A 24,256-nucleotide genomic window follows, 5' to 3' on the forward strand; every position below is an offset into this window, starting at 1 on the left:
GCGTCGACATCATCCAGAACTGCGAGGTCACGGGCATTCGCCGCGAGGACGGCCGAGTGACCGGCGTCGAGACCAGCCGCGGCTTCATCGCGGCGCCGAAAGTGGGGGTGGTCGTCGCCGGCCACGCCAGCGTGCTCGCCGACATGGCCGGCTTCCGGCTGCCGGTGACCTCGCATCCGCTGCAGGCGCTGGTGTCCGAGCCGGTCAAGCCGGTACTGGACTCGGTGATCATGTCCAACCAGGTCCACGGTTATGTCAGCCAGTCGGACAAGGGCGAACTGGTCATTGGCGCCGGCATCGACGCCTATCAGGGCTACGGTCAGCGCGGCAGCTTTCCGGTGGTGGAACACACGCTGGCGGCGATCAAGGAGCTGTTCCCGATCTTTTCGCGCATGCGCATGCTGCGCCAGTGGGGCGGGATCGTGGACGTCACCCCGGACGCCTGTCCGATTCTCGGCAAGACGCCGGTGGACGGGCTGTATTTCAACTGCGGCTGGGGGACCGGCGGTTTCAAGGCCACCCCGGGCTCCGGCTGGGCGTTCGCCCACACCATCGCGCATGACGCCCCGCATGAGCTCAACGCGCCCTTTTCGCTCGACCGGTTCGTGACCGGCCATCTGATCGACGAGCACGGCGCCGCCGGCGTCGCCCACTGACCCCCGGAGGACATGGCCATGCTGCAGCTCGAATGCCCCTGGTGCGGACCGCGCGACGAGGAGGAATTCACCTACGGCGGCGAGGCGCACATCACGCGGCCGCCCGAACCTGACGCCGTCAGCGACGCGGCCTGGGGCGACTATCTGTTCTTTCACACCAACACCCGGGGTCTGCAGTCCGAGCAGTGGTGTCACAGCCACGGCTGTCGGCGCTGGTTCAACGTCGCGCGCGACACCGTGACCTACCGCATCCATCGCGTGTATCGCATGGGTGAACCGCGGCCGGGGTTCGACGCATGAGCGGCTATCGACTGGCATCGGGCGGGCGCATCGATCGCGACCGGCGCCTCGAATTCACCTTCAATGGCCGGCCGATGGCCGGATACGCCGGCGATACCCTGGCCTCGGCCCTGATCGCCAACGGCGTGGACATCGTGGCCCGAAGCTTCAAGTATCGCCGGCCGCGGGGGATCGTGGCCGCCGGCGCCGAGGAGCCCAACGCGATCCTGCAGCTGGGCTGCGGTGCGCGCACCCGGCCGGTACAGCGGGCGACCCAGACCGAGCTCCACTACGGCCTGAGCGCGCGTACGGTCAACGGCTGGCCGAGCGCGGAAACCGATCTGACCGCAGTGCTCGACCGTGCCTCGCGGCTGCTGCCGGCCGGCTTCTACTACAAGACCTTCAAATGGCCGGCCGCCGGCTGGAAGCACTACGAGCACGTCATCCGCGCGGGCGCCGGCCTGGGGTACGCCCCCGACGATGCCGACGGGGACCGCTACGACCGGGTCAACGCCCACTGCGACGTGCTGGTCGTCGGCGCCGGCCCTGCGGGGCTGTCCGCGGCGCTGGCCGCCGGGCACAGCGGCGCGCGGGTCATCCTCGCCGATGAGGGCAGTGAGTTCGGCGGCAGCCTGCTGTCCGCCGCCGAACACATCGACGGCGCGCCGTCGACGCACTGGATCGCGCGTGCCCGCGCCGAGCTCGCGGCCATGCCCGAGGTCACCCTGCTGCCGCGCGCGACCGTGTTCGGCTATTACGACCACAACTTCCTGACGCTGGTCGAGCGTCTGACCGATCATCTGCCGGCCACCGATGCCGTCGGGCCGCGGGAGCGGCTGTGGCGACTGCGCACGAAGCAGGTCGTGATCGCCACCGGTGCCATCGAGCGGCCGCTGGTCTTCGGCAACAACGACCGGCCCGGCGTGATGCTGGCCTCGGCGGTATCCAGCTACGTCAACCGTTACGGCGTCGCGCCGGGGCGACGCGCCGTGGTGTTCGCCAACAACGACAACGGCTATCGCAGCGCGCTGGACATGCAGCGCGCCGGCATCGACGTCGCCGGCGTGGTCGACGTCCGCGCGGATCCCTCGGGTGCGTGGCACGAGGCCGCGCGTGCGGCCGGCCTGCGCGTGTTCGCCGGCCACGTTGTGCCGGATGCCCGCGGTCGGCGTCGGCTCGCCTCGGTACGCACCGCGCGTCTGTCGGCCGACGCCGGCCGGATCGAAGACGAGGGCCCGCGACTGGACTGCGACCTGCTGGCCGTCTCCGGCGGCTGGAGCCCGGTGGTGCATCTGCAGTCGCAGTCCGGCGCACGGCCGCGGTTCGATACGGATCGCGCCTGCTTCGTGCCGGGCGATCCGGTTCAGGCCGAGCGCTCGGCCGGCGCGGCGCGGGGCACCTGGGATACGGCCGGCTGCCTGCTCGAGGGCAACGAGGCGGGCGTCGCCGCCGCGTCCGCCTGCGGCTTCGAGGCCCCGGCCACCGCCTTGCCGAGCGCGGCCGCGGCCGACGAACAGCCGCTGCTGCCGTGCTGGCTCGTGCCCGGATTCAAGCCGGTGTCGCGCGGGCCCAAGCAGTTCGTGGACTATCAGAACGACACCACTGCCGCCGATCTGCATCTGGCGATCCGGGAGAACTACACCGCGATCGAGCACGTCAAGCGTTACACCGCGCTGGGTTTCGGCACCGACCAGGGCAAGCTCGGCAATATCAACGGCATGGGCATCGTGGCCGAGAAGCTCGGCCGGCCTTTGGCCGAGGTGGGCACCACGACCTTCCGGCCGGCCTACACGCCCGTGACCTTCGGCGCGATCGCCGGACGCGATGTCGGTGCGCTGCTGGACGCCACGCGCCATACGCCGATGCACGCGTGGCACGTCGCGCGCGGTGCGGTGTTCGAGAACGTCGGCCAGTGGAAGCGGGCGCGCTACTACCCCCGGCCCGGCGAGACGATGCAGCAGGCCGTCGATCGCGAATGCCTGGCCACCCATCACGCCGTGGGCGTGCTGGACTATTCCACGCTCGGCAAGATCGATATCCACGGACCCGATGCGGTGACTCTGCTGGAACGGGTCTACACCAACAACTGGCGGAAGCTGGCCGTCGGCCGCTGTCGCTACGGCCTGATGCTCGGCGAGGACGGCATGGTCATGGACGACGGCGTGACCGCCCGGCTGGCCGAGCACCACTATCTGATGACCACGACCACCGGCGGGGCCGCGACCGTTCTAGCGTGGCTCGAGCGCTGGCTGCAGACCGAGTGGACCGATCTCGAAGTCCATCTGACTTCGGTCACGGACCACTGGGCCACCGTCTCGGTCGCCGGCCCCTACAGCCGTGACCTCGTCGGCGAGGTTTGTGCGGACGTCGACCTGTCGGCCGAGGCCATGCCGTTCATGTCGATCCGCGAGTGCACCGCCGCCGGCGTGGCGGCCCGCGTGGCACGCGTGAGCTTCACTGGTGAACTCTCGTTCGAGATCAGCGTGCCGGCCGCTCACGGCCGGCGCCTCTGGGAGGCCGTGATGGCCGCCGGCGAGCGCTACGGTGCGACGCCCTACGGCACCGAGGCCATGCACGTCCTGCGGGCGGAGAAGGGCTTCGTCATCGTCGGGCAGGATACCGACGGCTCGGTGACCCCCGACGATCTGGGCATGGCCGGCCTGGTCAGCGCCAAGAAGGATTTCATCGGCCGGCGCTCGCTGGCGCGGCCGCACCTACAGCGCCGTGATCGTCGTCAACTGGTCGGGCTGCTGACCGATGAGCCGGCGGCCGTGCTGCCCGAGGGCGCCCAGCTCGTGGATGATCCGGATGGACCGTTGCCGCTGCCCATGGTCGGCTGGGTGACGTCCAGCTACGCCAGCGCGCGGGTCGGGCGCTCGATCGCGCTCGCGCTCGTGGACGGCGGCCGCGACCGGATCGGGCAGCGCGTGTTCGCGCCGCTGGCCGATGGCCGCGTGCTGTCCGCACGCATCACCGACCCCGTTTTTCTCGATGCCCCAGGGAGGCCTCCGCATGACCGAACAGACCGAACAGACCGAAACGCAGAGCGCTCTGGCCACCGTCCCGAGCGCCCACCGGCCGGCGCTGTCGATGCGTGAACGCCCGGCGCGCGGGTATCTCAATCTGCGTGGACAGCCGGAGCAGGCGGCCTTCGTGGAGGCCGTGCGCACGGTCACCGGCCTCGACCTGCCGCTGACGCCCAACACGATGACGATGGGCCAGTCGCTTTCGGCGATATGGCTTGCGCCCAACGAATGGCTGCTGGTCACACCGCCGGACGACGCCGTCTCGCTCCAGGCGCGGCTGCGTGCGGCCTTCGGCAATCTGTTCGCCACCGCGACGGAGGTCAGCAGCGGCTACGCCACGCTGGAGATCGCCGGGTCGCAGGCGCGGGCGCTGCTCGCCCGCGGCTGCTCGGTGGACCTGCATCCGCGCGTCTTCGGCCCCGGCGACAGCGCCCAGACGCTGCTGGCCAAGGCCGACGTGATCCTGGCCCAGCGCGATGCATCGCCGCGCTTCCATGTCATCGTGCGTCGCAGCATGGCGGACTATCTCTGGTCCTGGCTGGACGACGCCGCCCGCGACGTGGGCAACGGCGCATCGCTTCGTTGAGCCGCGGCTGCTGGGCCACGCCGCAGCCGCCTACGGCGTGCTCGCTTTCCGGCGCTGATTGCGCGCCCGCGCCGGCGTGGCCGTCGCGGCGGCGCTCGACTCGCCGCCGGCCCGGCTGCGGCGTTCCCGGCTTGGCGGGTAGCCGAAGAAGTCGTGATAGCACTTGCTGAAATGCGGCGGCGAGGAGAAACCGCAGGCCAGTGACACGTCGATGATCGACAGTTGCGTCTGCAGAAGGAACTGACGCGCGCGGCTCAGCCGCAGTTCCAGGTAATAGCGTGTCGGCACACAGTTCAGGTGTTTCTTGAACAGGCGCTCGAGCTGTCGCCGCGAGACGTTCACCAGCCGCGCCAGATCGCGCAGCGACAGCGGCTCCTCCATGTTGGCCTCCATCAGCGAGACCGCCTCCACCAGCTTCGGCTGGCTGGTGCCCAGATGCACTCTCAGCGGCACCCGCTGGATGTCGCTGACATTGCGAATGCGCTCGTGGATGAATTCCTCGCAGATCGCCTCGGCGATCGACGGGCTCTTCTGCCGGCCGATCACGTTGAGCATCAGGTCCAGCGGGGCGATGCCCCCGGCGCAGGTGTAGCGGTCGCGGTCGATCACGAACAGCTCCGAGGTGAAGACCGTGTCTGGAAAGCGGTGCTCCTCGTCGATGCTCGAGATGTTCTCCCAGTGGATCGTGCAGCGATACCCCTTCAGCAGATTCGCATGCGCCAGCAGATAGGTGCCCGTGCAGATCGCGCCGAGCTCGACGTGACGCTCGGCCAGCGAGCGCAGCCAGGCCAGCAGGCGGCGGTCGCAGCAATCGCGTATGCCGGTGCCGCCGCAGACGAAGAGCATGTCCAGCGCGCCCGCCGAGCGGATGTCGGCGTCGGGGGTGACCGCCAGGCCGTTGCTGGCGGCCACCGGGTCGCCGTCCAGGGTGATGACCGACCAGTCATAGAGGGCCACCCCGGCGAGCTGATTAGCCATGCGCAGCGGCTCGATGGCGGTCGAGAAGGCGATCGCCGAATAATTGGGCACCTGCAGGAAACCGATGCGCGTCGGCCGCTGCGCGCTGGCCTCACCGGCTGCGGGCCGCATGACCTCGCCCCCCGTCGCTGGCTATCACGGGCGCCGACGATCGTGCGCGGGAGATATGGAGACTGTCGTTCACGGTTGACTCACTCGTGGTCGGGTCCCGCCTCGTTATCCGATTTATGGATCATCGCGGGCAACGGCGCAAGCGCTTTTCCCGCAGTAATTTGCGCGCTGTCGTGTCGGTGCATCTTCATGTCGCCCCGAAGACAATCGAGCGTGCCGGCCGGCGCTAATCTCGTTTTCGAATCCTGCATCGGCAGCGTGCCCGCGCTGGTCCCGCCGCCGATCACGCCATTCGAACAAGGGCCCCGCCGAGGACCTCGACATGACCGAAACCGTCTTGACGCCACGCGTGATCGAACAGCTCAACAGGCCAACCGGCGATGCGGTCTGTCTGCCGAACGCCGCCTATACCTCGCCGGAGATTCTCGACCGCGAGCGCGACGAGATCTTCGATCGGCAATGGGTGATCGCGGGCGTCGGCGCCGAACTGCCCCGGCGCGGGGACGTGGTACCGGTCGAGATCGCCGGACGGCCGGTGGTGCTCACGCGCAATCGCGCCGATGCGGTCCGGGCGTTCCACAATGTCTGCCGGCATCGTGGCTTGCAGCTGGTGGGCGAGGCCCGCCGCGGCTGCGCCACGCTCGTCTGCCCCTATCACTCCTGGGCCTATTCGCTCGATGGCGAGCTCAAGAAGACCCCGCATTTCGGCGGCCACGACTGCGACGACTCGCCAGCGCTGGACCGCCGGCAATACGGCCTCGCCGAGATCCGCTGCGAGACGTGGTACGACCTGATCTTCGTGAATCTTTCGGGTGACGCGCCCCCGCTGGCCGATTGCATGGGCCCGCTGGAGAGTCGCTGGGCCGACTACGATCTGTCCCGGCTTCGCCACGGCGGGAGCGCGACGTTCGAGGTCGAGGCCAACTGGAAACTCGCGGTCGAGAACTTCGTCGAGAGCTATCACCTGCCGTGGACGCATCCCTCGCTCAACGACTATTCGCGGATGCAGGCCCACTTCAACATGCTCGAACCGACCTATATGGGCCAGGGCAGCCAGGGGTACGACTCGGTGGCCGCGGGGCACCCCGACCTGCCGACCTTCCCGGATCTGCCGGAAGCCCGCCGTTCGACCGCGGAGTATCCCTACGTCATGCCCAATCTGATGCTGGGCATGCACCCGAGCTATCTGTTCGTGTTCGCCATTCAGCCGTTGTCGCCCGAGCGCACCCGCGAGATCTTTCATTTCTATTTCGTGGGCGACGCGGCCATGGGCGACGACCTGGCGGCCCAGCGTCAGCGCCCGATCGAGGCCTGGACGGGCATCAACGCCGAAGACATCGAGATGATCGAGGGCATGCAGCGCGGACGTCATTCGCCGGGATACGCGGGCGGCCGCTTCTCGCCCTACCACGAGGCGACCACACACGAGTTCCAGCGTCGAATCGCCAATCAGCTCGGCCGTGATACCGCGGCCGCCCGCGTGGCCAGCGAATAGAGGATGACCGAGATGACAGGCATGACATCATCCGCCGGGCCCATCGTGGTCGTGGGCAGCGGCCTCGGCGGCTACACCCTGATACGCCAGCTGCGCCAGCACGACCCGGCGCGGCCGGTGGTGCTGGTGACGGCTGACGGGGGCGAGGTCTATTCCAAACCGCTGCTGTCGAACGCGCTGGCCAAGCACCAGACGCCGGAATCGATGGTGCAGAAGTCCGCCGAGGCCAAGGCCGCGGAACTGGACGTGCGTCTGATCAACCACTGTCACGTGCACGCCGTCGACCCTGACGCGCGGTGTCTGGACACCAGTGCCGGTGAGATCCCCTACGGCGATCTGGTGCTGGCCACAGGCGCGCGCCAGCGGGTGATCGTGCCCGCCGCGGCCGATGCCCGGTGGATCGATAGCGTGAACAATCTCGACGACTACCGCCGCTGGTACGCCAAGCTCGAGTCCGGAGTGTCGCACGTGCTGCTCATCGGCGCCGGCCTGATCGGCTGCGAGTTCGCGGACGATCTCATGCACCGCGGCCTGCGCGTGACGCTGGTCGACCCCGCCGACTGGCCGCTCGCGCGCCTGCTGCCGGCCGCGCTCGGGCGCACGCTGGCGAGCGCGCTGGCCGACAACGGTGCGGACGTGCGCACGGGCCATCACGTCGCGCGGCTGGCGCGCCACGGTCGCGGCTTCACCGCGACGCTCGACGACGGCAGCCGCGTCCACGCCGATCTGGTGCTCTCGGCTGCCGGACTGGTGCCCGAGACCGCACTGGCACGGTCCGCCGGGCTGGTGGTCGATCAGGGCGTGCGCGTCGACCATCGCCTGCGCACCTCGGACCCGCACATCCACGCGATCGGCGACTGCGCCCAGACGCCCGCCGGGGTGCAGCCCTACATTCTGCCGCTCATGGCCCAGGCCAGGGTGCTCGCGCAGGTACTGGCCGGTGGCGACGCCCGTCTGGCGATGAAGGCCATGCCGGTGGTGGTCAAGACGACAAGCCTGCCGCTGACGGTCTGCCCGCCGGCCGCGGGCAGCGCCGGGCGCTGGGAGATCGACGGCCACGGGCGGCATCTGCGCGCCGTATTCCGCGGCGACGACGAGGCCCCGCTGGGTTTCGCGCTGGCCGGCGACAGCACCGCCGAACGCGCCGAACTCGGCCGTCAGCTCCCGCCGCTGCTGGCCTGAGGCGGCGGCGCGCCCGGATTTGAAGTTCCCGATTCGACAATGGAGGTTGGCATGGCGCAGATATTCGTGATCGACCGGACGGGGGGCGAACACCGCCTCGAGGCGCAGCCGGGCCGCAAGGTGATGGAGATCATCCGTGACGCGGGCCTGCCGCTGGAGGCCTCCTGCGGCGGCTGCTGCGCCTGCGCGACCTGTCACTGCTATGTCGATCGCGCCTGGTTGACCGCACTCGCGCCGGCCGACGAGGAGGAGGTCGACATGCTGGACATGGCCTTCGACGTGGACGCCGCGCAATCACGGCTGACCTGTCGCATCGCCTTCAGCGAGGCGCTCGACGGCCTGCGCGTGACGCTGGCACCGAACTAAGACAATCAGGGCCGGTTGACCGGCCATACGGGCGCCACGTTGGAGGCCGCGGACCGTATCGTGCCAGGGCGTGTGTCGCCGATCGCGGCGAGCCGAGATCGAGGCCTGCAACCCGGCAGGGCGCCCGGACGGCAGCGCCGCGCGCCCGAAAACGAACGATTGCAGCCCCCGGCGTTGTCGCACGCGCGCGCTGCGCCCAGCCTTGCCGCCGAACAAGCCCGGGTGCGGTTCGTCTGCCCCGTGGACAGCCCGGAGTGCGTGGATGCCGCGGCGATCGCGGGATGAGCCAAGGCCTCGGTGCGCCGGCCACCGGCGCGGTCGTGGCGTTACGTCGCGCCCGGCTCGCCGGCACGAGTGAGCAGCCGTTCGGCCACGTCGATGTGCGGGCGATCGACCATGCGGCCGTCCACGGTCAACGCGGCCGCATCGGGGGCATCGGCCACCGCCGCGCGAACGCGCCGCGCCCAGGCCAGCGCGTCGGGGTGCGGGGCCAGTCCGGCGTCGAGCGCTTCGATCTGGGCCGGATGGATGGCGAGCTTGGCCACGAACCCGAGCTCGCGGGCATAGTCGCAGCTGCGCGCCAGGGCCGCCTGATCGCGGAAATCGGCGCTGATGCCGTCGATCGCGTCGACCCCCGCGGCTGCGGTCAGCAGCAGACAGTGGCGCTGGACCATGCGCGCAAGGTCGGCGTGCGCGTCGGTATTGCCGGCCAATGGCGGTCGGCCGAGTACTGCGGAGAGATCCTCGGTCCCCCAGCTGTAGCCGCGCAGTCGCGGGTGGCCGCGGGCCAGGCTCGAGCCGTGCTCGCCGACCAGCGCCTCGGCGGTTTCGGTGACGATGCCGAGGATGCGCGTACCCTCGGCGGGCAGGCCGTCGCGCGCCTCCAGCGCGTCGAGCCAGGCGCCCATGCGTTCGAGCTGGTCGTGGCGCTCGAGCTTGGGGTGGACGATGCCGGCGATCCGCGCCAACGGCAGGGCGGCGAGTTCCGCCAGGGCGGCGGTCGGCTCGGCGGCGTTGACGCGTACCCAGAACTCCGGCGTGGCGTCCGCGGGCCGCGCGTCGAGAAATGCGGCCACCGCGGTCAGCGCGTCGGCCTTGCGGGCCGGGGCGACCGAGTCCTCGAGATCGAGGATGATGGCGTCCGCGCCGGCGGTCAGCGCCTTGTCCATCTTGCGTGGGGCGTCGCCGGGTACGAACAGATAGGCGCGCGGCGTGCTCATGCCGTTTCGCCCGAGCGACAGTGCATCATGGCCTGACGCCGGCAGCGGGCGACCTCGGTCCCGTGCTGGTTGTGGGCCTGGTGCAGGAATCCGACGATGCCGACGTGCTCGCGCGAGCGGCTTCGGCGCAGGCTTTCCACCGTGGTCACCACCGAGAGCGTGTCGCCGTGGAAGACCGGCGCCGGAAAGGCGGTTTCGCTCATGCCCAGGTTGGCGACCGTGGTGCCGTGCGTGGTGTCGTGCACGGAGATGCCGATCATCAGCCCGAGCGTGTAGAGGCTGTTGACCAGCGGCTTGCCGAACGGCGACCGAGCGGCGAAGTCGTGATCGATGTGCAGCGGCTGCGGATTCATCGTCATGCCGCAGAACAGCGTGTTGTCGGACTCGGTCACGGTCCGCGTGATCGGGTGTTCGAAACGCTGGCCTTCGCTGAAATCCTCGAAATACAGACCGGGCATGGGGCCTCCTGGTTGGGGCCGGCGCTCAGGCCGGATCGGGGTCGTCGCCGGGCAGGATCATCGCACCCGCGGCGATCAGGGCGTCGATGGTGGTGTCGTCCATGCCGTATTCGTGAAGCACGGCCCGGCCGTCGCCGCCGAGATTCGGGGCCGGTCGGTCCGGCCGCGTCGGCGCGTCGATGAAGCGCAGCGGCTGGCGCAGCGTCGTGATCGCGCCTTCGCTGGGGTGCTCGGCCGACTGGAAGAAGCCGATCGCCTGCAGGTGTTCGTCGGCGACGAGATCCTCCAGCCGGTTCACGGGCCCGCAGGGGATGTCCAGCCGCTTGAGCTCGGCGAGCCACTCGGCGGTCGAGCGCTGCGGCATCGCCTCGGCGAGCACGGCATACAGCTCGCCGATGCGCTCGCTGCGGGCGGCGTCGTCGCGCACCCAGCCCGCTTCGGCGAGATCCGTGCGGCCGATCACCTGCAGCACCTTCTGCCAGTGCTTGCCGGAATAGGGCAGCGTTGCGATATAGCCGTCGGCAGTGCGGTACGGTCGGCGGTGCGGCGAGGTGACGCGGTCGTAGCGCAGCGTGCCCAGCGGCGGATCGAAGACATGGCCGCTGAGGTGCTCGGCGAGCATGAACGAGGCCAGGCTTTCGAACATCGCGGCCTCCACCGCCATGCCCCGGCCCGTGCGTTCGCGCGACATCAGCGCGCCGAGCATGCCGGCGACCGAATACAGCCCGGCGATCTTGTCAGTGAGCACGGTCGGGATGAGCGCCGGTTCGGCCTCGGGATCGGTGTCCATCGCCGCGAAGCCGGTCATGGACTGGATCACGTCGTCGTAGGCCGGATCGTTCGCATACGGCCCGTCACTGCCGAAACCCACCGCGCCGCAGTAGATCAGACGCGGGTTGAGTGCGGCCAGGCGTTCGTAGCCGAGGTCGAGGCGCTCGATCGCCCGCGGGCGCATGTTGTGCAGGAAGACATCGGCCTCGCGCACGAGGTCGTCCAGCGCCGCGCGACCCTCGGGGCGCTTCAGATCGAGCGAGATGGAGCGCTTGTTGCGGTTGAGGTTGAGATAGCCCGCGCCCATGCCGCGGTGCCGAGCCGGTGCTGCCGCCCGGAAGATGTCGCCGTCCGGCGATTCCACCTTGATCACGTCGGCGCCGAAGTCCGCCAGCATCTGCGATGCGAAAGGGCCGAAGACCACCGTGCTCAGATCCAGCACGGTCACCCCCTTCAGCAATTCGAACATGCATGCCTCCCTGCACGTTGAGCCAGATCAGCGGCCCGCGACTCGCCGCCGCGTCGCGCGGCTGTGGTTCGGGCAGCGGCTCGAAATGATTTGCGCGCCGAGTCTTGCACGGGCATGCTGACGCTGCAATCAATTTTTGAACCGATGGTTCACTTAGTGAAACATTTATGGCCTATACGCCGGTTACGGCCCTGCTGCGCGGGCTGAAGGTGCTGGAAGCGGTCAACCGCATCGGCCCGGCGACACTGACCGAGGTGCGCGAAGCCACCGGCCTGCCCAAGGCCTCGGCGCTGCGCGCTCTGGAGACGCTCTGCCACGGCGGTTATGTCGCCCAGGACGGCGAGTCCCGGCGCTATCTGGTCGCCGCGCGATCGCTGGCGCTGTCGAACAACTATCGCGCCGACGCGGCCCTGCTGGCCGCCGGTCGGCCGGTCATGCAGCGGCTGCGCGAGGCCAGCGGCTGGCCCTCCGATCTGGCGATCTACCAGGCCGGCAAGATGGCGATCGCCGACACCAACCGTCAGCCGGGGACCTTTTCGGTCAACCGGACGGTGGGGTCGCGCGTGTCGGTGATGCGCACCGCCATCGGGCGCGCCTATCTGGCGTTCTCCACCGCGGCCCAGCGCGCGGCCATTCTCGAGGACCTGGTGGCCGGCGGCGACGCCGACGAACACGAGGCCGGCGACGCGGCGCGCGTGGCGGCGCTCGTCGAGCGCACGCGCGAGCGCGGCTATGCCGTGAGCGACCGCGAGTTCGTGCCCACCATCCGCGCCGCCGCCGTGCCGGTGATGCACCACGGGCGCGTGCTCTGCGCGTTCAACCTGATCGCGCTGGCCCAGGCCGTTCCGCTGGCCACGTTCGAAGACACCTACATCCCCATGCTCAAGGAGGCGCGCGCCCGCATCGAGGCCGCGCTTTCGGAGGCCGGCGATGCCTGAGTGAACCGCGTCCGGACCGAGGCACAGAACCTCGGCCGGCGCATCGATAACCGATACAGATCGGAGGAGATCATGAAGAAGAAGCATGTATTCAAGCCGCTCGCGCTGGCCGCTGCAGGCATGGCGACCCTGCTGGCCAGCAGCGCACCGCTGGCCGCCTCACTGATGTTCGCGGACTCGTTCCCGCCGTCCAACACCCTGTCCAGCGAGGGCACGGTCTACTGGATGGACCGGGTCGAGGCGCATACCGACGGCGGGGTCGATTTCCGCTATTTCCCGAACGAGCAGCTCGCCAAGGAGGGCGAGATTCTGCAGAAGATCAATGACGGCGTGGTGCAGGCGGGCTACATCGGCATCGGCTATGTCAGCGACGAGATGCCGCTCAACGGCGCGACCATGCTGCCGGGCGAGGTGGACGACGTCGTCGAGGCCAGTCAAGCCTACTGGAGCGCCCTGCAGGCGGATACGCCGCTGCGTCAGGAATTCCTCGACAACGGCGTGGTGCCGGTCTTCGCGGTGCTGCTGCCGCCCTACCAGCTGCTGCTCAACCGGCCGCCGGTCGAGGACATGGCCGGCCTCGAGGGCCTGAAGCTGCGCTCTTCGGGCAGCCTGAACATGGTCGTCGAGACGGTCAGGGCCAATCCGGTCTCCATGGCCGCGCCCGATACCTATCTCGCGATCCAGCGCGGCACCCTCGACGGCGCGCTGTTCCCGGTCACGAGTATCGCGCCGTACAAGCTTCAGGAGGTCAGCAAGAGCCTGTCGCGCAACGCCGCCTTCGGCAGCTTCGGCATCACCGTGGCCATGGACCGGGACGTCTACGAGGGCTTGAGCGAGGCGCAGAAACAGGCGATCGCCAAGGCCGGTGACGAGACGGTCGCGCATCTGTCGAAGACCCTGGCCGACGACGTGGCCGACGATCTCGCCCGGTTCGAGGAGGCGGGCGTGACGGTCTACGAACTGCCGGAGGCCATGCAGCAGGCGCTGGCGCCCAAGTACCGCGCCGCGCAGCAGCGCTGGATCGAGCGCATGGACGATCGCGGTCTCGACGGGCAGGCCGCGCTCGAGGCGTTCGAGTCGCGGCTCGGCGACGGCGCCTAGGGCCTGTTGATGTTTCGTACGAGTCCGCGCCAAGCGCTGTTGTGCGGCAAGACGAGGCGTAGTGCGCGCCGTGCAGTCACTCTGCACAAGCGCGCTAGAACGCTGGATTGCCGCACAACAGCGCTTGTCCCGAAGGGTTGGGCCGCACATCGCGCCCGGCGACGTTGCAAGCCTGGGTCGTGGCACGCCACGACGCGGCGGCTCGCGCCTTGCCGGACAACGATTTGCGGTCTCCAACGCGGCGCGCGTACGAAACATCAACAGGCCCTGGGGCACGGCCGGCCATGAAGGTGCTCATCCGTATCCATGCGGGCGCGGAACGCGCGCTGTTCATGCTGGCCGCCGCCACGCTCGTGGTCATGATGGCGCTGGTCTCGGCCGACGTGGCCGCGCGCTACCTGCTCAACGCGCCGCTGGCGTTTCAGTTCGAGCTGACCACGAACTACCTCATGGTCATGGTGGCGACGATCGCGCTGCCCTGGTGCGAGCGGCGGGGCGCGTTCATCCGGCTGTCGGTCGTCGGCCGGCTGCTGGGCCCGCGCCGCCGGCGTGTGCTGCACGCTGCGGGGGCTCTGACCGCGGCCGCGATCATTGCGGCCATCGCCTGGTATTCGGGCTGGCGCACCGTCGATAAGTACCAGTCCGGCGACGCCATCCTCGGCGTGATCGATTGGCCGGTGTGGGTCTCGCTGGTCTGGGTGCCGATCGGCTGCGGCATGCTCGCGCTGCGGCTGCTCGTGCGTGCGGCCACCGATATCGTCGAGCCGGAATCGGGCGAACCCGATGCCGAGACCGGCGCATCCTCGGAGGCGCACTCGTGAGTGTTGCGATCGGTGTGGGAGTGCTGCTCGGCCTGCTGATACTGGAGGTGCCGATCGCCTTCGCGATGATGATTGCGGCGACAACGGGTCTGTATCTGACCGGCGGGCTGCCGTTCGTGGCCAGCTATCTGGCGGATGTGTATCACAGCGTCTCGGCATCCTATGTCTTTCTCACGATCCCGATGTACGTGCTCATGGCCCAGTTCATGGCGCAGTCGGGCATGGCGCGCGACGTCATCCGCGCCAGCGATCTGTGGCTGGGAAGGCTGCGCGGCGGCCTGGGGGTGGCCTGCGTGATGGCCAGCGCCTTCATGGCCGCGATCATCGGCTCGAGCACCGCGAGCGCGGCGACGATGTCGGCCGCCGCCTATCCGAGCATGCGCGAGGTGGGCTACGACGCCCGGGTGTCGGTCGGCGTGATCGCCATCTCGGGGACGCTGGCGATCATGATCCCGCCGAGCATCGTGCTGATCATCTACGGCATTCTCACCGAACTCTCGGTGGGCAAGCTGCTCGTGGCGGGATTGGTTCCGGGGCTGCTGACGGCGCTCGGATACATCATCGCCATCCTGTTGATCGGCTGGCGGCGCCCGGAGGCGATGCCGGCGCAGCCGCATTTCGATGCCGGCGCCGCCGTGCGAGCGCTGGGGCCGGTCTGGCCCGTGCTGCTGCTGATGGTGCTCGTGGTGGGTGGGCTCTACGGCGGCATCGCCACGCCGACGGAGATCGGCGCGGTGGGCGCGGCCGGGGCGCTGGCGATCACCGTGCTCATGCGCCGGCTCGGCGTGCATGCGTTCGCCGACGCCGTGGCCGACACGCTGTCGACCACGGTGATGATCGTGACCATCGTCATCGGCGCGATGATGTTCGGCTATTTCCTCACGCTCACCCAGGCCACGCAGTCGCTGTTCGCCGCGATCCAGGACGCCGGCCTCGCCCCGTGGATGGTCATCGCCGTGCTCGTGCTCATCTATCTGGTGCTCGGCATGTTCATGGACCAGATCGCGATCCTCGTGCTGACCGTGCCGGTGACCTACGCGCTGATCAGCCAGCTCGGCTACGACGGCATCTGGTACGGGATCGTCATCACCAAGACCGTCGAGATCGGTCTCGTCACACCGCCGCTCGGGCTTAACGTCTTCGTCACCTCGGGCATTACCGGGGTGTCGGTCGCCGACTGCTTCCGCGGCGTGGCCCCGTTTCTGCTCGTCGAGTTCGTCGTGCTCGGCCTGCTGCTGGCCTTCCCCGAGATCTCCCTGTTTCTTCCCAATCTGATGTCTTAAAACCTAGGAGCACCAGCTATGAATTTCGACCTGCCGGCGGATATGGCCGCGCTCAAGGAGGCGACCGCCGACTTCGCCACACGGCGGCTCACCGAGGAGGCCGAGGCCTTCGAGCGCAGCGGCGAGTTCGCCTACGATCTGATCCGTGCGATGGGCGAGACGGGCCTGTTCGGCGCGCCGTTTCCGGAGGATCTGGGCGGCAGTGCGGCCGGATTTCTGGCGGTGTCGGTGATCGCAGAGGAGGTCTCGCGCATCGCCCCCGCCTACGGCTATGCGATGAACATGCAGTGCGCGACCTGCCCCTACACGATCTACAACTGGGGCAGCCCCGCGCAGGTCGAGCGCTTCGTGCCGGGGCTGATCGCGGGCGAGTCGATCGGCATGTTCGCGCTCTCGGAGGCCGGGGGCGGCTCGGATCCGGCGGGGGCGATGCGCACGACCGCCCGGCGCGAGGGCGACCACTACGTGCTCAACGGCTCGAAGATGTGGATCACCTTCTCGCATGCGGCCGATGTCGGCGTGCTGTTCGCCCGGACCGACCCGAAGGCCGAGCCCGCGCATCGCGGCATCAGCGCCTTCATCGTCGAGCCGAAGCGCTTCGAGGGCTATACCGCCCAGCCGATCGATCTGCCGGGGCTGTCGAAGAGTCTGCGCTCCTGCGAGATATTTCTCGACGACTTCAAGGTGCCGGTGGAGAACCGGCTGGGTGACGAGGGCGAGGGCTTCAAGATCGCGATGAACGCCCTGGAGTACGGCCGGCTGACGGTGTCGGCGCGTCTGACCGGCATCGCCCAGGCCGCGCTCGATGCCAGCGTCGCCTACGCCAACGAGCGATTCGTCGGCGGCGGGCCGATCGCGCGCCACCAGCTCGTCCAGGAACGCATCGCCGACGCCACCGTCGCGGTCGAGGCCGCGCGGCTGATGGCCTATCGCATCGGCTGGACGATGGATCAGGGCCGGGTCTCCACGCGGGTGGCCTCGCGTGCCAAGTATTTCGCCACCCAGGCCGCGCGGCTGGCCGGCGACGTCGCGCGAGAAGTGTTCGGCGGCAACGCGCTGGCCGCGGAGTATCCCGTCCAGCGATTGAACGCCTATATCGACATGCTCACCGTGGGCGAGGGGTCCGAGAACGTCCAGCGCATCCTCATCGGCGAGGACGCGCTCGGCATCAAGGACGCGACCCGACACACGATGCGCAATCGTTTCGTCGGCGCTGGCTGACCGGCGGTGCCGGGACGGGCGGCGATTTGCGGGCGTTGTCGAAGAGTGCCTATTATCGCTGGCAATAATAAAACGTGAACTGACGAGGTTCGCGTATGGAGGAGAGCAGACAGATCATGTCGGCGTGGGAGCGTTTCGTCTCCCGCGGCGGAGGCCGCGTGGCCGGGGTTCGTCGTACCGTCGCCGAATCCTGGGAGCGGTCGATCGGCCGGATCGGCGTCGACTGGCAGCGGGCGCCGTCGGCTACGGCCGGCGAGCTGCTGCGCGCCCGCCAGCAAACGCCGCTGACGCAGCGGGTCGCCGAACCGGTGATGCGCGAGGCAGAGCGGTTTTTGTCGGCCACCGGTTCGATCATGCTGCTGACCGATGCCCAGGGCCACGTGCTCTATTCCCAGGGCGACGACCGCACGCGTGACTTGGCCGAGGATATCAACCTGCAGCCGGGCGGCATGTGGAGCGAGGCGAACATCGGCACGAACGCGATCGGCACCGCGCTCGTCGACCAGGCGCCGGTACAGATTCATTCGGTCGAGCATTTCTGCGCCGAGATCAAGAAGTGGTCCTGCGCCGCGACCATCATCCGGCATCCGCTGGACGGGGACGTCGTGGGCGCGGTGGATATTTCCGGGCGCGCGAGCACCTTTCATCCGCAGGCCCTGGCGCTGGCGGTCGCCGCCGCCTCGCGCATCGAAGGTGGTCTGGCGCGCCTGATCAACGACAATCATTCCGCGGTCATGCGCCGCTATCTGGACCATAGCCGCCGGCGCGCCGAGCACGTGCTGCTCGTCGACCGCGAGGGGCGGCTCATCTACGCCGGCGAGCGCGCCCGACAGCTGCTGGCCGGCGACGACCGGCCGTATCCGAAGGTGGCCGAAATCGGGGCGCTGGAGCCGCGGGAGTGGCTGCAGGCCCTGCCGGAAACGCTGGGCCGGATACGCGTCGAGCCGATCGAGGAGGACGAGCGCCTGATCGGCGCGGTCATCGAGACTGACGTCGCGGGTGCGCGTGGTCCTGCGCGCCCGCTGCACGTCGAGACCGAACCGGCGACGCGCTTGTACGGGCGCAGCGAGACATTCAATCGCTGCATCGATAAGGCGTACAAGCTGGCGCGCTCGGACGTGCCGGTATTGATCGAGGGCGAGACCGGGGTCGGCAAGGAGCTGTTCGCCCGGGCCATTCATGCGTATTCAGACCGTCACGGCGCAGGCTATGTGCCGATCAATGCCGCGGCGCTGCCGCGCGATCTGATCGAGTCGGAGCTGTTCGGCTACGAGCCGGGGACGTTCACCGGCGCGTCCAGCGGTGGCCGCAAGGGCAAGATCGAGCAGGCCGACGGCGGCGTGCTCGGTCTCGACGAGATCGGCGAGATGCCGCTGGATATGCAGCCGACGCTGTTGCGGGTGCTCGAGGACGGGGTGGTCTACCGGCTCGGATCGGGCACGCCGCGCCAGGTGTCGGTGCGGGTGTTGTCGATGACCAACCGCGATCTGCGCAGCGAAGTGGCGGCCGGGCGTTTCCGGGCAGATCTGTACTACCGGCTGTCAGTGGCGCGCCTGAAGGTGCCGCCGCTGCGCGAGCGGGCCGAGGACATCGAACCGCTGGTGGCGCGTTTCGCGGCCGCTTTCTACGCCGCGGAAGGGCGGGCGCCGCCGGTCATCGACGCCGAGGTCTACGCTATCCTGCGCGGCCATGACTGGCCGGGTAACGTGCGCGAGCTGCGCAACGTCGTGGAGTCGATGCTGCTCATGGCCGAAGGCGATCGGGTGACCCCGAAGGTGCTGCCCGAGGAGGTGCTGGACCCGGCGCGGCCGCGCCTGTCGATGGCGGCCGGCAACCGGAGCTTGCGCGACAGCGAATACGAGGCGGTGGCCGAGGCCGTCACCGCGGCCGGCGGCAACATGGCCGAGGCGGCGCGCCGGCTGGGTATCGCGCGCTCGACGCTGTATCGCAAGGTCAAGGCGTTCGGGTTGGACTGAGGCGAGCGGCCGGGTACGGCGCCATGCCGAACACGAAAAAAGGGGGGCGCCGCGGCGGCCCCCCCCCTCCGTTTGTCGACGCCGTGGGCGCCGGCAGTCTAGGCCCGCTCGGGCACTTCCAGGCCGAGCCAGTCCCGATAGAAGGCCTCGATATCCGGTTCGAAGTCGTGTATGACCGGATACCACGGCGTGGGTGCCTCGACGTCGTGCAGGGTGGCGCACTGCGGGCAGAAATACTCCCGCAGCACCTGCCAGTTGGACGACGGGGCCATGAGGCCTGGGTAGAGCTCTTCCATCAGCTCGGGCGTGTCGCGGACGTGGATGAGCGCGTGCAGCTTCCAGTTGTCGGACTGATCGCAGAAATCGTGGCCGCAGCGACAGCGGATCACCCATTGCCGTGTATCGCTTTTCTGCACGCAGAACAGCGACGGCCCGTAGGGCAGGATGATGCGGTCGTCCCAGGGCATGCGTTCCTGCAGCACGTCGATGTACAGCTCGAAGCGCTCCGTGTCCTTGGGCGACGACAGCATGGTGTGCAGCGTCTCGTCGTCGATGGTGCCGTCGACGAGCTCGCTGATTTTCTGGCGGGTGTAGGCCATGATGAATCTCCTCCTTGGTATGAACGGCGGTGCCGGGGTGGTTATTCCTCGACCAGGATCACGGGATGGACGTCCGGCAGCTCGCTGATGTCCATGGCGTAGTGGGCGCCGTAGCTGGGCCGGTCCAGTTCCTCTTCGGTCAGGGTCCAGTCCTCGGGCAGCGACCAGAACGTCTTGAACTGTTCGTAAAAGCGCGGCCCGAGCCGGAACGAGGACGCGAACATCTGCTTGACGTGGTCCTCGGCGCCTTGCTTGGCCAGGATCTTGTCGCGTTCGCCCGCCATCCAGTCGCGGGTGGGCTGCGCTCTATCCAGACGCTCCTGGCGGATCTGCTCGCGGCGACGCTCGGTGGCCGCGGTGTTCACCGTATAATGGCCGTCGTTGTCGCAGGCGAGCACGACGCCGTAGGCGCTGTCGGCGAAGCGGGCGAGCAGATAGTCGCCGTTGACGTCGTCGGCCACCGCCTGCGGGGCGCGCTCCAGTGGATCGCCGAAGCCCGGGCCGCCGCGCAGGTAGTTCAGGTAGAGATCGTAGTCCGAGAACATCTCCTCGGTGGTGATCGCCTGCTTGTCGCGCTTGATACGCGCGCTGTCGGGCAGCAGGGCGTCCCAGGCGGTCTGGTCCGGATCGCGGTCACCGCCCAGCGGCAGCTCGGCGCCGTCGGCGATCGCCTGCTTGAGCTGGGTATCGTGGGCGGCGAAGCGATAGCCCGCGGCCGAGGGATAACCGCCCATCAGCCCCCAGTCGGAGACCATGTGGCCGTTGCCCATGAAGAACATGGTCCAGTCCTTGGCGTTCCAGACCATGCGCAGGGTTTCGTAGCCGCAGCCGCCGCGGTACTTGCCGTAGCCGCCGCTGTTGGTTTTTACCTTGCGGCCGAGATAGATCAGCGGCTCGGCCAGTTCCCAGATCTCCATGTCGCCCATGTCGCCTTCCGGGTTCCAGATCGCGGCGGCGTGATTCAAGCCGTCGCGCAGGGCCATGGCACCGACGCCCTCGGCGGCCGACTCGAAGGAGTTGACCGCGTGGATCTCGTCGTACTGGTTGAAGCCGCCGCCCTGTAGCCAGTTCGAGGTGTTGGCGTTGCCGGCGTTGACTTCCTCGAGAAAGCCGCGGCCGAAATAGGCCCGGCTTAGGCCGCGCCACAGCGAGGTCCAGGACGACACCAAAAAATGCCAGGCATAGGCGAAGGCGACGCGGCGGTCGTCCGGGTTCATCCAGGTGCCCTTGGGCAAGCGGAACTCGGTGCCGTAGGCCGCACCGTCGTTGATCAGTTCGGTCGGGATCAGGGTCTGCGTCATCATCACCCAGATGCCGGAGGTGAACGTCACCTGGTGGGCGTTGTAGGTGTGCCAACCCCAGCGGCTGCTGCCTTCGAAATCCAGGCGCCAGCTGCCGTCGCGCCGGATCTCGATCTCCGAGGGCGTGTGCATGATGGAGTCGACCTTGGCGAAGTCCGACGGCACGCGCACGTCCTCGTGGCTGTAGGGCACGTCCACGAACCCGACTTGGCGGTACCTGCCCGGGATGGTCATCGCGCGCAGGCGATTCTGCAGGCCGGTGCGGCCGTGCTCGATCGCCTCGTAGGCGAAGGCCCAGTAGGCGTCGATGCCCTCGTCGGCGATGATTTCCTCGACCTGCTTGCGGATCATGTGGCAGCCGGCCAGCCGGGTGCGCTCGTCGAGCATCCAGTAGCGGGTAGTGCGGACCATACGCTGGCTTTCGTGCAGCCAGTCGCGGTGCAGCTTGTCGTTGGTACCGATCTTGCGGCAGGTGATCTGGTAACCGTCGCCGAAACGCTGGACCTGGCCGGTGGTCATCGAACCCGGGCCGACCGCGCCGGTGTCGATCACGTGGGTGACGCCGCCGACCCAGCCGATCAACTCGCCTTCCCAGAAGATGGGCACGATGGTGTGGATGTCGCAGGGGTGGACGTTGCCGGTCAGGCAGTCGTTGTTGCAGAACACGTCGCCGGCGGCGACACCGGGATCTTCCTCCCAGCCGTTTTCGATCATGTACTTGATCGCCGCACCCATGGTGCCGACATGGATGATGATGCCGGTGGAGGTCAGGATGCAGTCGCCGGCGGCGTTGTACAGCGAGAAACACAGCTCGCCTTCCTGCTCCACGATCGGCGAGGCCGCGATCTTCTTGGCGGTCTCGCGGGCGTCGACCACGCCGGCGCGCAGCCGCGAGAACAGCTTGTTGTAGTGGATGGGCTGGGTTTCACGCAGCTCGCAGTGGGTCAGCCCGGCATAGTGTCCGCTGTCGCGGGTGGCCTTCAGGATGCGGTCGCGGTGCGCTTTCAGAGTTTCGCCGCCGCGCACGATGCCGGCTGCGGTGTCTTCTTGCATCGGGGTGACTTTCTTGGTTTGGGTTGTCATGTCGATCTCCTTGCACGCAATGATTGGAAACGCTCGTCGAACGTTGGTTTCAGGCCGGGACGTCGCGCAGATGAAACAGGCGATGCTCGTCCAGCCAGGTTTCCATGCCCTTGGGCACAACGAAGGTGGTGGCGTCGGACTCGATCACCGCCGGTCCGACGATGTGGTTGCCCGGCTCGAGCGACTCCATGTGAAACAGGCGGGCGTCCACCCATTCCTTGTTGCGATAGAACTTGCGTGTGCCCGTTTCGGCTGCCGCCGGCGGCGTCTTGCCGGCGATCGGGTCCTTGGGGATGTTGGGCTTGGGAATCTCCACCAGGCCACGCATGACCGCAGAGGTAACCGAATAGCCCAGCTCCGGCGAGCGGGCCGAGGCGGCATAGACCTCGGCGTAGTGGGCGTTGAACGCATCGACCAACTGCTGCCAGCCGGCCGCGCTGTCGATCTCGGCGATCGGCGATTCGATTTCCAGATCGTTGAGCTGACCGCGATACTGCATGCGAAACACCGGCTGCAGGCGGACATCGTCGCGGGCGAAGCCGTTGACCTCGAATTCGTGCAGCACGTTCTCGGTGAGCTCGTTCCAGGCCGACTGCAGGGTGTGCGCGGCCTCGGTCTGCTGATCTTCGCTGGCATCCGGCGCGATATTGATGTCGAGGCTCTTGTCGTAGCGGTATTCGAAATCTGCCGCCGCGCAGCCGAAGGCCGAGAAACCGGCGGCCCAGGCGGGTACCACCACGTCCTCGAAGCCGAGCCCCTGGGTGTAGCCGTAGCAGTGCACCGGGCCGGCGCCGCCGTAGGAAAAGCAGGTAAAGCTCGCCGGGCTGTAGCCCTTGGCCGAGACCATCGAGCGCATGTAGTCGCGCAGGCTCGAATCCAGCAGCTCGATGACGCCCGCCGCGGCGTCCTCGACCGACAGGCCGAGCGGTTCGGCCAGTTGCTCTCTGACGGCGTCGACCGCGCGCTGGCGGTCGAGCTTGACCTGGCCGCCCAGGAAGTTGTCCGGGTTGATATAGCCGAGCACCAGATGGCAGTCGGAAATCGTGACCGTCTCGATGCCGCTGTCGGCCCAGCACACGCCGACCCGATAGCCGGCGCTGTCGGGGCCCAGGTGAATGGCCTTGGTATAGGGGTCGAGGCGTACGAAGCTGCCAGCGCCGGCGCCGACCGAGTCCAGGGCGACCAGCGGCAGCGACAACACCAGCCGGGCCATGTCGGGGTCGTTGCGGATGGTGACGTCGCCCTTGGTGATCAGCGCCAGGTCGAAGGAGGTGCCGCCGATGTCCGAACAGACGATGTTCTTGTAGCCGAGCTGCTCGCCCAGGTACTTGGCGCCGATGACGCCGCCGATCGGCCCGGAAACCACGGTGCGCGCCAGCTCCTTGGCCTTGCGCGAAATGGTGCCGCCGTGGGTCGCCATCACCCGCAGGTCGAACTGCGCGCCCTGTTTTTCGAAGGCGGTGCTGATCTTGGCCAGGGTCTGGCGCGACGGCTCGGCCGCATAGGCTTCCAGAATGGTGGTGTTGGTCCGGTGCGACTCCTTGCGCATCGGGTAGTAATCCGCAGAGGCGAAGATCGGAATCTGCACGCCGGCGGCGTCGATCTCTTCCTGCACGATGTCGCGCACCCGACGCTCGTGCGTGGGATTCTTGTAGGAATGCAGCAGGCTGATGGCGATGCCCTTGACCCCGAGCGCGATGAGCTCGCGCGCCGCCGCGCGGGCGCCGTACTCGCGCAGGGGAATGACGACGTTGCCCATCATGTCGATGCGCTCGACTACGCCGCGGGTGCGCTCGCGCGGCACCAGCGGTTTGTCGTAGCGATGGGTGTTCAGGTGGATGCGATCTTCATAGGCATAGCCGAGATAGCACTGGATGGCCCGGCCCATGCGGTGAAAATCCTCCATCCCGGCGTTGACGATCAGGCCGCATTCCAGGCCCTTGCGCTGGACCACGCGGTTGAGCATGGCGGTGCCGGAATACACGCCGGTACGCAGCGACGAAAAGCCGTCGTCGACGGCCATGTCCCAGTTGGCTAGCGCGTCGGCGCTGGATTCCAGCAGACCGATCGACTCGTCGTCGGGCGTGGTCTGGGCCTTGCCGACCACGAAGTCGCCGGTGCGGTTGACGAAGAAGGTATCGGTCATCGTGCCGCCGGCATCGATGCCCAACACCTGCGGCCCTTCATTGGCTGTTGCAACCATCGGGTTCTCCTCCTTGTGATTGCCTGTTTGGTTCTTGGCAATCAGGGCAGGGGCAACGGCTATGCCAGGGCGTCAGCGAAGGCCGCTCGAATGGCCGCGGATGCGGTCCAATGCATTGAAACGGGGCCAGTTG

At 68.3% G+C, this 24,256-nt stretch carries 20 protein-coding genes; 13 read left to right on the forward strand and 7 right to left on the reverse strand.

Annotated elements, in window-relative coordinates; translation table 11 throughout:
- From SAOR_RS09015 to SAOR_RS09030, 4 genes are all read left to right on the forward strand, one after another.
- Positions 1–656 (forward strand): FAD-dependent oxidoreductase (locus tag SAOR_RS09015; RefSeq protein ID WP_123631139.1); only part of this gene is annotated, 656 nt, incomplete at its 5' end.
- 18 nt (positions 657–674) lie between these two features.
- A complete protein-coding gene (locus SAOR_RS09020; protein WP_123592286.1) occupies positions 675–956 on the forward strand; it encodes a sarcosine oxidase subunit delta in 282 nt (93 codons plus the stop codon).
- Positions 953–4,033: a sarcosine oxidase subunit alpha family protein gene (locus SAOR_RS09025; protein WP_123631140.1), complete on the forward strand. Its 3,081-nt coding sequence runs from the start codon at positions 953–955 to the stop codon at positions 4,031–4,033. The genes SAOR_RS09020 and SAOR_RS09025 overlap by 4 nt, the downstream gene beginning before the upstream one ends.
- Positions 3,948–4,547: a sarcosine oxidase subunit gamma gene (locus SAOR_RS09030; RefSeq protein WP_185015612.1), complete on the forward strand. Its 600-nt coding sequence runs from the start codon at positions 3,948–3,950 to the stop codon at positions 4,545–4,547. The genes SAOR_RS09025 and SAOR_RS09030 overlap by 86 nt, the downstream gene beginning before the upstream one ends.
- Before the next feature lie 30 nt (positions 4,548–4,577).
- Here the strand turns inward: SAOR_RS09030 and SAOR_RS09035 are convergent, their stop codons facing one another.
- Positions 4,578–5,636, reverse strand: coding sequence for a GlxA family transcriptional regulator (locus SAOR_RS09035; protein ID WP_123631142.1), 1,059 nt, complete (start codon positions 5,634–5,636; stop codon positions 4,578–4,580).
- A gap of 322 nt (positions 5,637–5,958) precedes the next feature.
- Here SAOR_RS09035 and SAOR_RS09040 point away from each other — a divergent pair, with 322 nt between their 5' ends.
- The 3 genes from SAOR_RS09040 to SAOR_RS09050 are packed head-to-tail and all read left to right on the forward strand — an operon-like array spanning position 5,959 to position 8,679.
- Complete coding sequence (locus SAOR_RS09040) at positions 5,959–7,131, forward strand: aromatic ring-hydroxylating oxygenase subunit alpha (RefSeq protein ID WP_123631143.1); 1,173 nt, start codon at positions 5,959–5,961, stop codon at positions 7,129–7,131.
- A gap of 21 nt (positions 7,132–7,152) precedes the next feature.
- Positions 7,153–8,313 carry an NAD(P)/FAD-dependent oxidoreductase gene (locus SAOR_RS09045; protein WP_123631144.1) on the forward strand — a complete coding sequence of 387 codons (1,161 nt, stop codon included), beginning with the start codon at positions 7,153–7,155 and terminating at the stop codon, positions 8,311–8,313.
- Between the two features lie 51 nt (positions 8,314–8,364).
- Positions 8,365–8,679, forward strand: coding sequence for a 2Fe-2S iron-sulfur cluster-binding protein (locus tag SAOR_RS09050; protein WP_123592240.1), 315 nt, complete (start codon positions 8,365–8,367; stop codon positions 8,677–8,679).
- Positions 8,680–9,005: 326 nt separating this feature from the next.
- On the opposite strand, the gene SAOR_RS09055 is transcribed toward SAOR_RS09050, so the two are convergent.
- The 3 genes from SAOR_RS09055 to SAOR_RS09065 are packed head-to-tail and all read right to left on the reverse strand — an operon-like array spanning position 9,006 to position 11,597.
- Positions 9,006–9,899: an HpcH/HpaI aldolase/citrate lyase family protein gene (locus SAOR_RS09055; RefSeq protein WP_123631145.1), complete on the reverse strand. Its 894-nt coding sequence runs from the start codon at positions 9,897–9,899 to the stop codon at positions 9,006–9,008.
- Entirely contained in the window at positions 9,896–10,357 is a 462-nt protein-coding gene (locus SAOR_RS09060; RefSeq protein WP_123631146.1) for a MaoC family dehydratase, read from the reverse strand. Before SAOR_RS09060 ends, SAOR_RS09055 begins: the two co-directional genes overlap by 4 nt.
- A 25-nt stretch (positions 10,358–10,382) precedes the next feature.
- On the reverse strand, positions 10,383–11,597 hold the full coding sequence (locus tag SAOR_RS09065; RefSeq protein WP_123631147.1) for a CaiB/BaiF CoA transferase family protein: 1,215 nt from the start codon (positions 11,595–11,597) through the stop codon (positions 10,383–10,385).
- A 167-nt stretch (positions 11,598–11,764) separates the two neighbouring features.
- Here SAOR_RS09065 and SAOR_RS09070 point away from each other — a divergent pair, with 167 nt between their 5' ends.
- The 6 genes from SAOR_RS09070 (at position 11,765) to SAOR_RS09095 (ending at position 18,937) form a co-directional block, all read left to right on the forward strand.
- Positions 11,765–12,535, forward strand: coding sequence for an IclR family transcriptional regulator domain-containing protein (locus SAOR_RS09070; protein WP_123631148.1), 771 nt, complete (start codon positions 11,765–11,767; stop codon positions 12,533–12,535).
- Between the two features lie 72 nt (positions 12,536–12,607).
- Entirely contained in the window at positions 12,608–13,636 is a 1,029-nt protein-coding gene (locus SAOR_RS09075) for a TRAP transporter substrate-binding protein (RefSeq protein WP_123631149.1), read from the forward strand.
- Positions 13,637–13,920: 284 nt separating this feature from the next.
- On the forward strand, positions 13,921–14,457 hold the full coding sequence (locus SAOR_RS09080; protein ID WP_123631150.1) for a TRAP transporter small permease: 537 nt from the start codon (positions 13,921–13,923) through the stop codon (positions 14,455–14,457).
- Positions 14,454–15,740, forward strand: coding sequence for a TRAP transporter large permease (locus SAOR_RS09085; protein ID WP_123631151.1), 1,287 nt, complete (start codon positions 14,454–14,456; stop codon positions 15,738–15,740). Before SAOR_RS09080 ends, SAOR_RS09085 begins: the two co-directional genes overlap by 4 nt.
- Positions 15,741–15,758: 18 nt before the next feature.
- Positions 15,759–16,961: an acyl-CoA dehydrogenase family protein gene (locus SAOR_RS09090; protein WP_123631152.1), complete on the forward strand. Its 1,203-nt coding sequence runs from the start codon at positions 15,759–15,761 to the stop codon at positions 16,959–16,961.
- Positions 16,962–17,056: 95 nt separating this feature from the next.
- Entirely contained in the window at positions 17,057–18,937 is a 1,881-nt protein-coding gene (locus SAOR_RS09095; protein WP_123631153.1) for a sigma-54-dependent Fis family transcriptional regulator, read from the forward strand.
- Positions 18,938–19,035: 98 nt separating this feature from the next.
- On the opposite strand, the gene SAOR_RS09100 is transcribed toward SAOR_RS09095, so the two are convergent.
- Genes SAOR_RS09100 through SAOR_RS09110 form a run of 3 tightly spaced genes read right to left on the reverse strand, consistent with a single transcriptional unit; the run spans position 19,036 to position 24,123 of the window.
- Positions 19,036–19,536 carry an acetone carboxylase subunit gamma gene (locus SAOR_RS09100; RefSeq protein WP_123631154.1) on the reverse strand — a complete coding sequence of 167 codons (501 nt, stop codon included), beginning with the start codon at positions 19,534–19,536 and terminating at the stop codon, positions 19,036–19,038.
- A 41-nt stretch (positions 19,537–19,577) separates the two neighbouring features.
- Positions 19,578–21,920: a hydantoinase B/oxoprolinase family protein gene (locus SAOR_RS09105; RefSeq protein WP_221179935.1), complete on the reverse strand. Its 2,343-nt coding sequence runs from the start codon at positions 21,918–21,920 to the stop codon at positions 19,578–19,580.
- Between the two features lie 49 nt (positions 21,921–21,969).
- Entirely contained in the window at positions 21,970–24,123 is a 2,154-nt protein-coding gene (locus tag SAOR_RS09110; protein WP_123631155.1) for a hydantoinase/oxoprolinase family protein, read from the reverse strand.
- Positions 24,124–24,256: the final 133 nt, after the last annotated feature.

The organism is Salinisphaera orenii subsp. orenii MK-B5 (genome assembly GCF_003788635.1).
GTDB lineage: Bacteria > Pseudomonadota > Gammaproteobacteria > Nevskiales > Salinisphaeraceae > Salinisphaera > Salinisphaera orenii.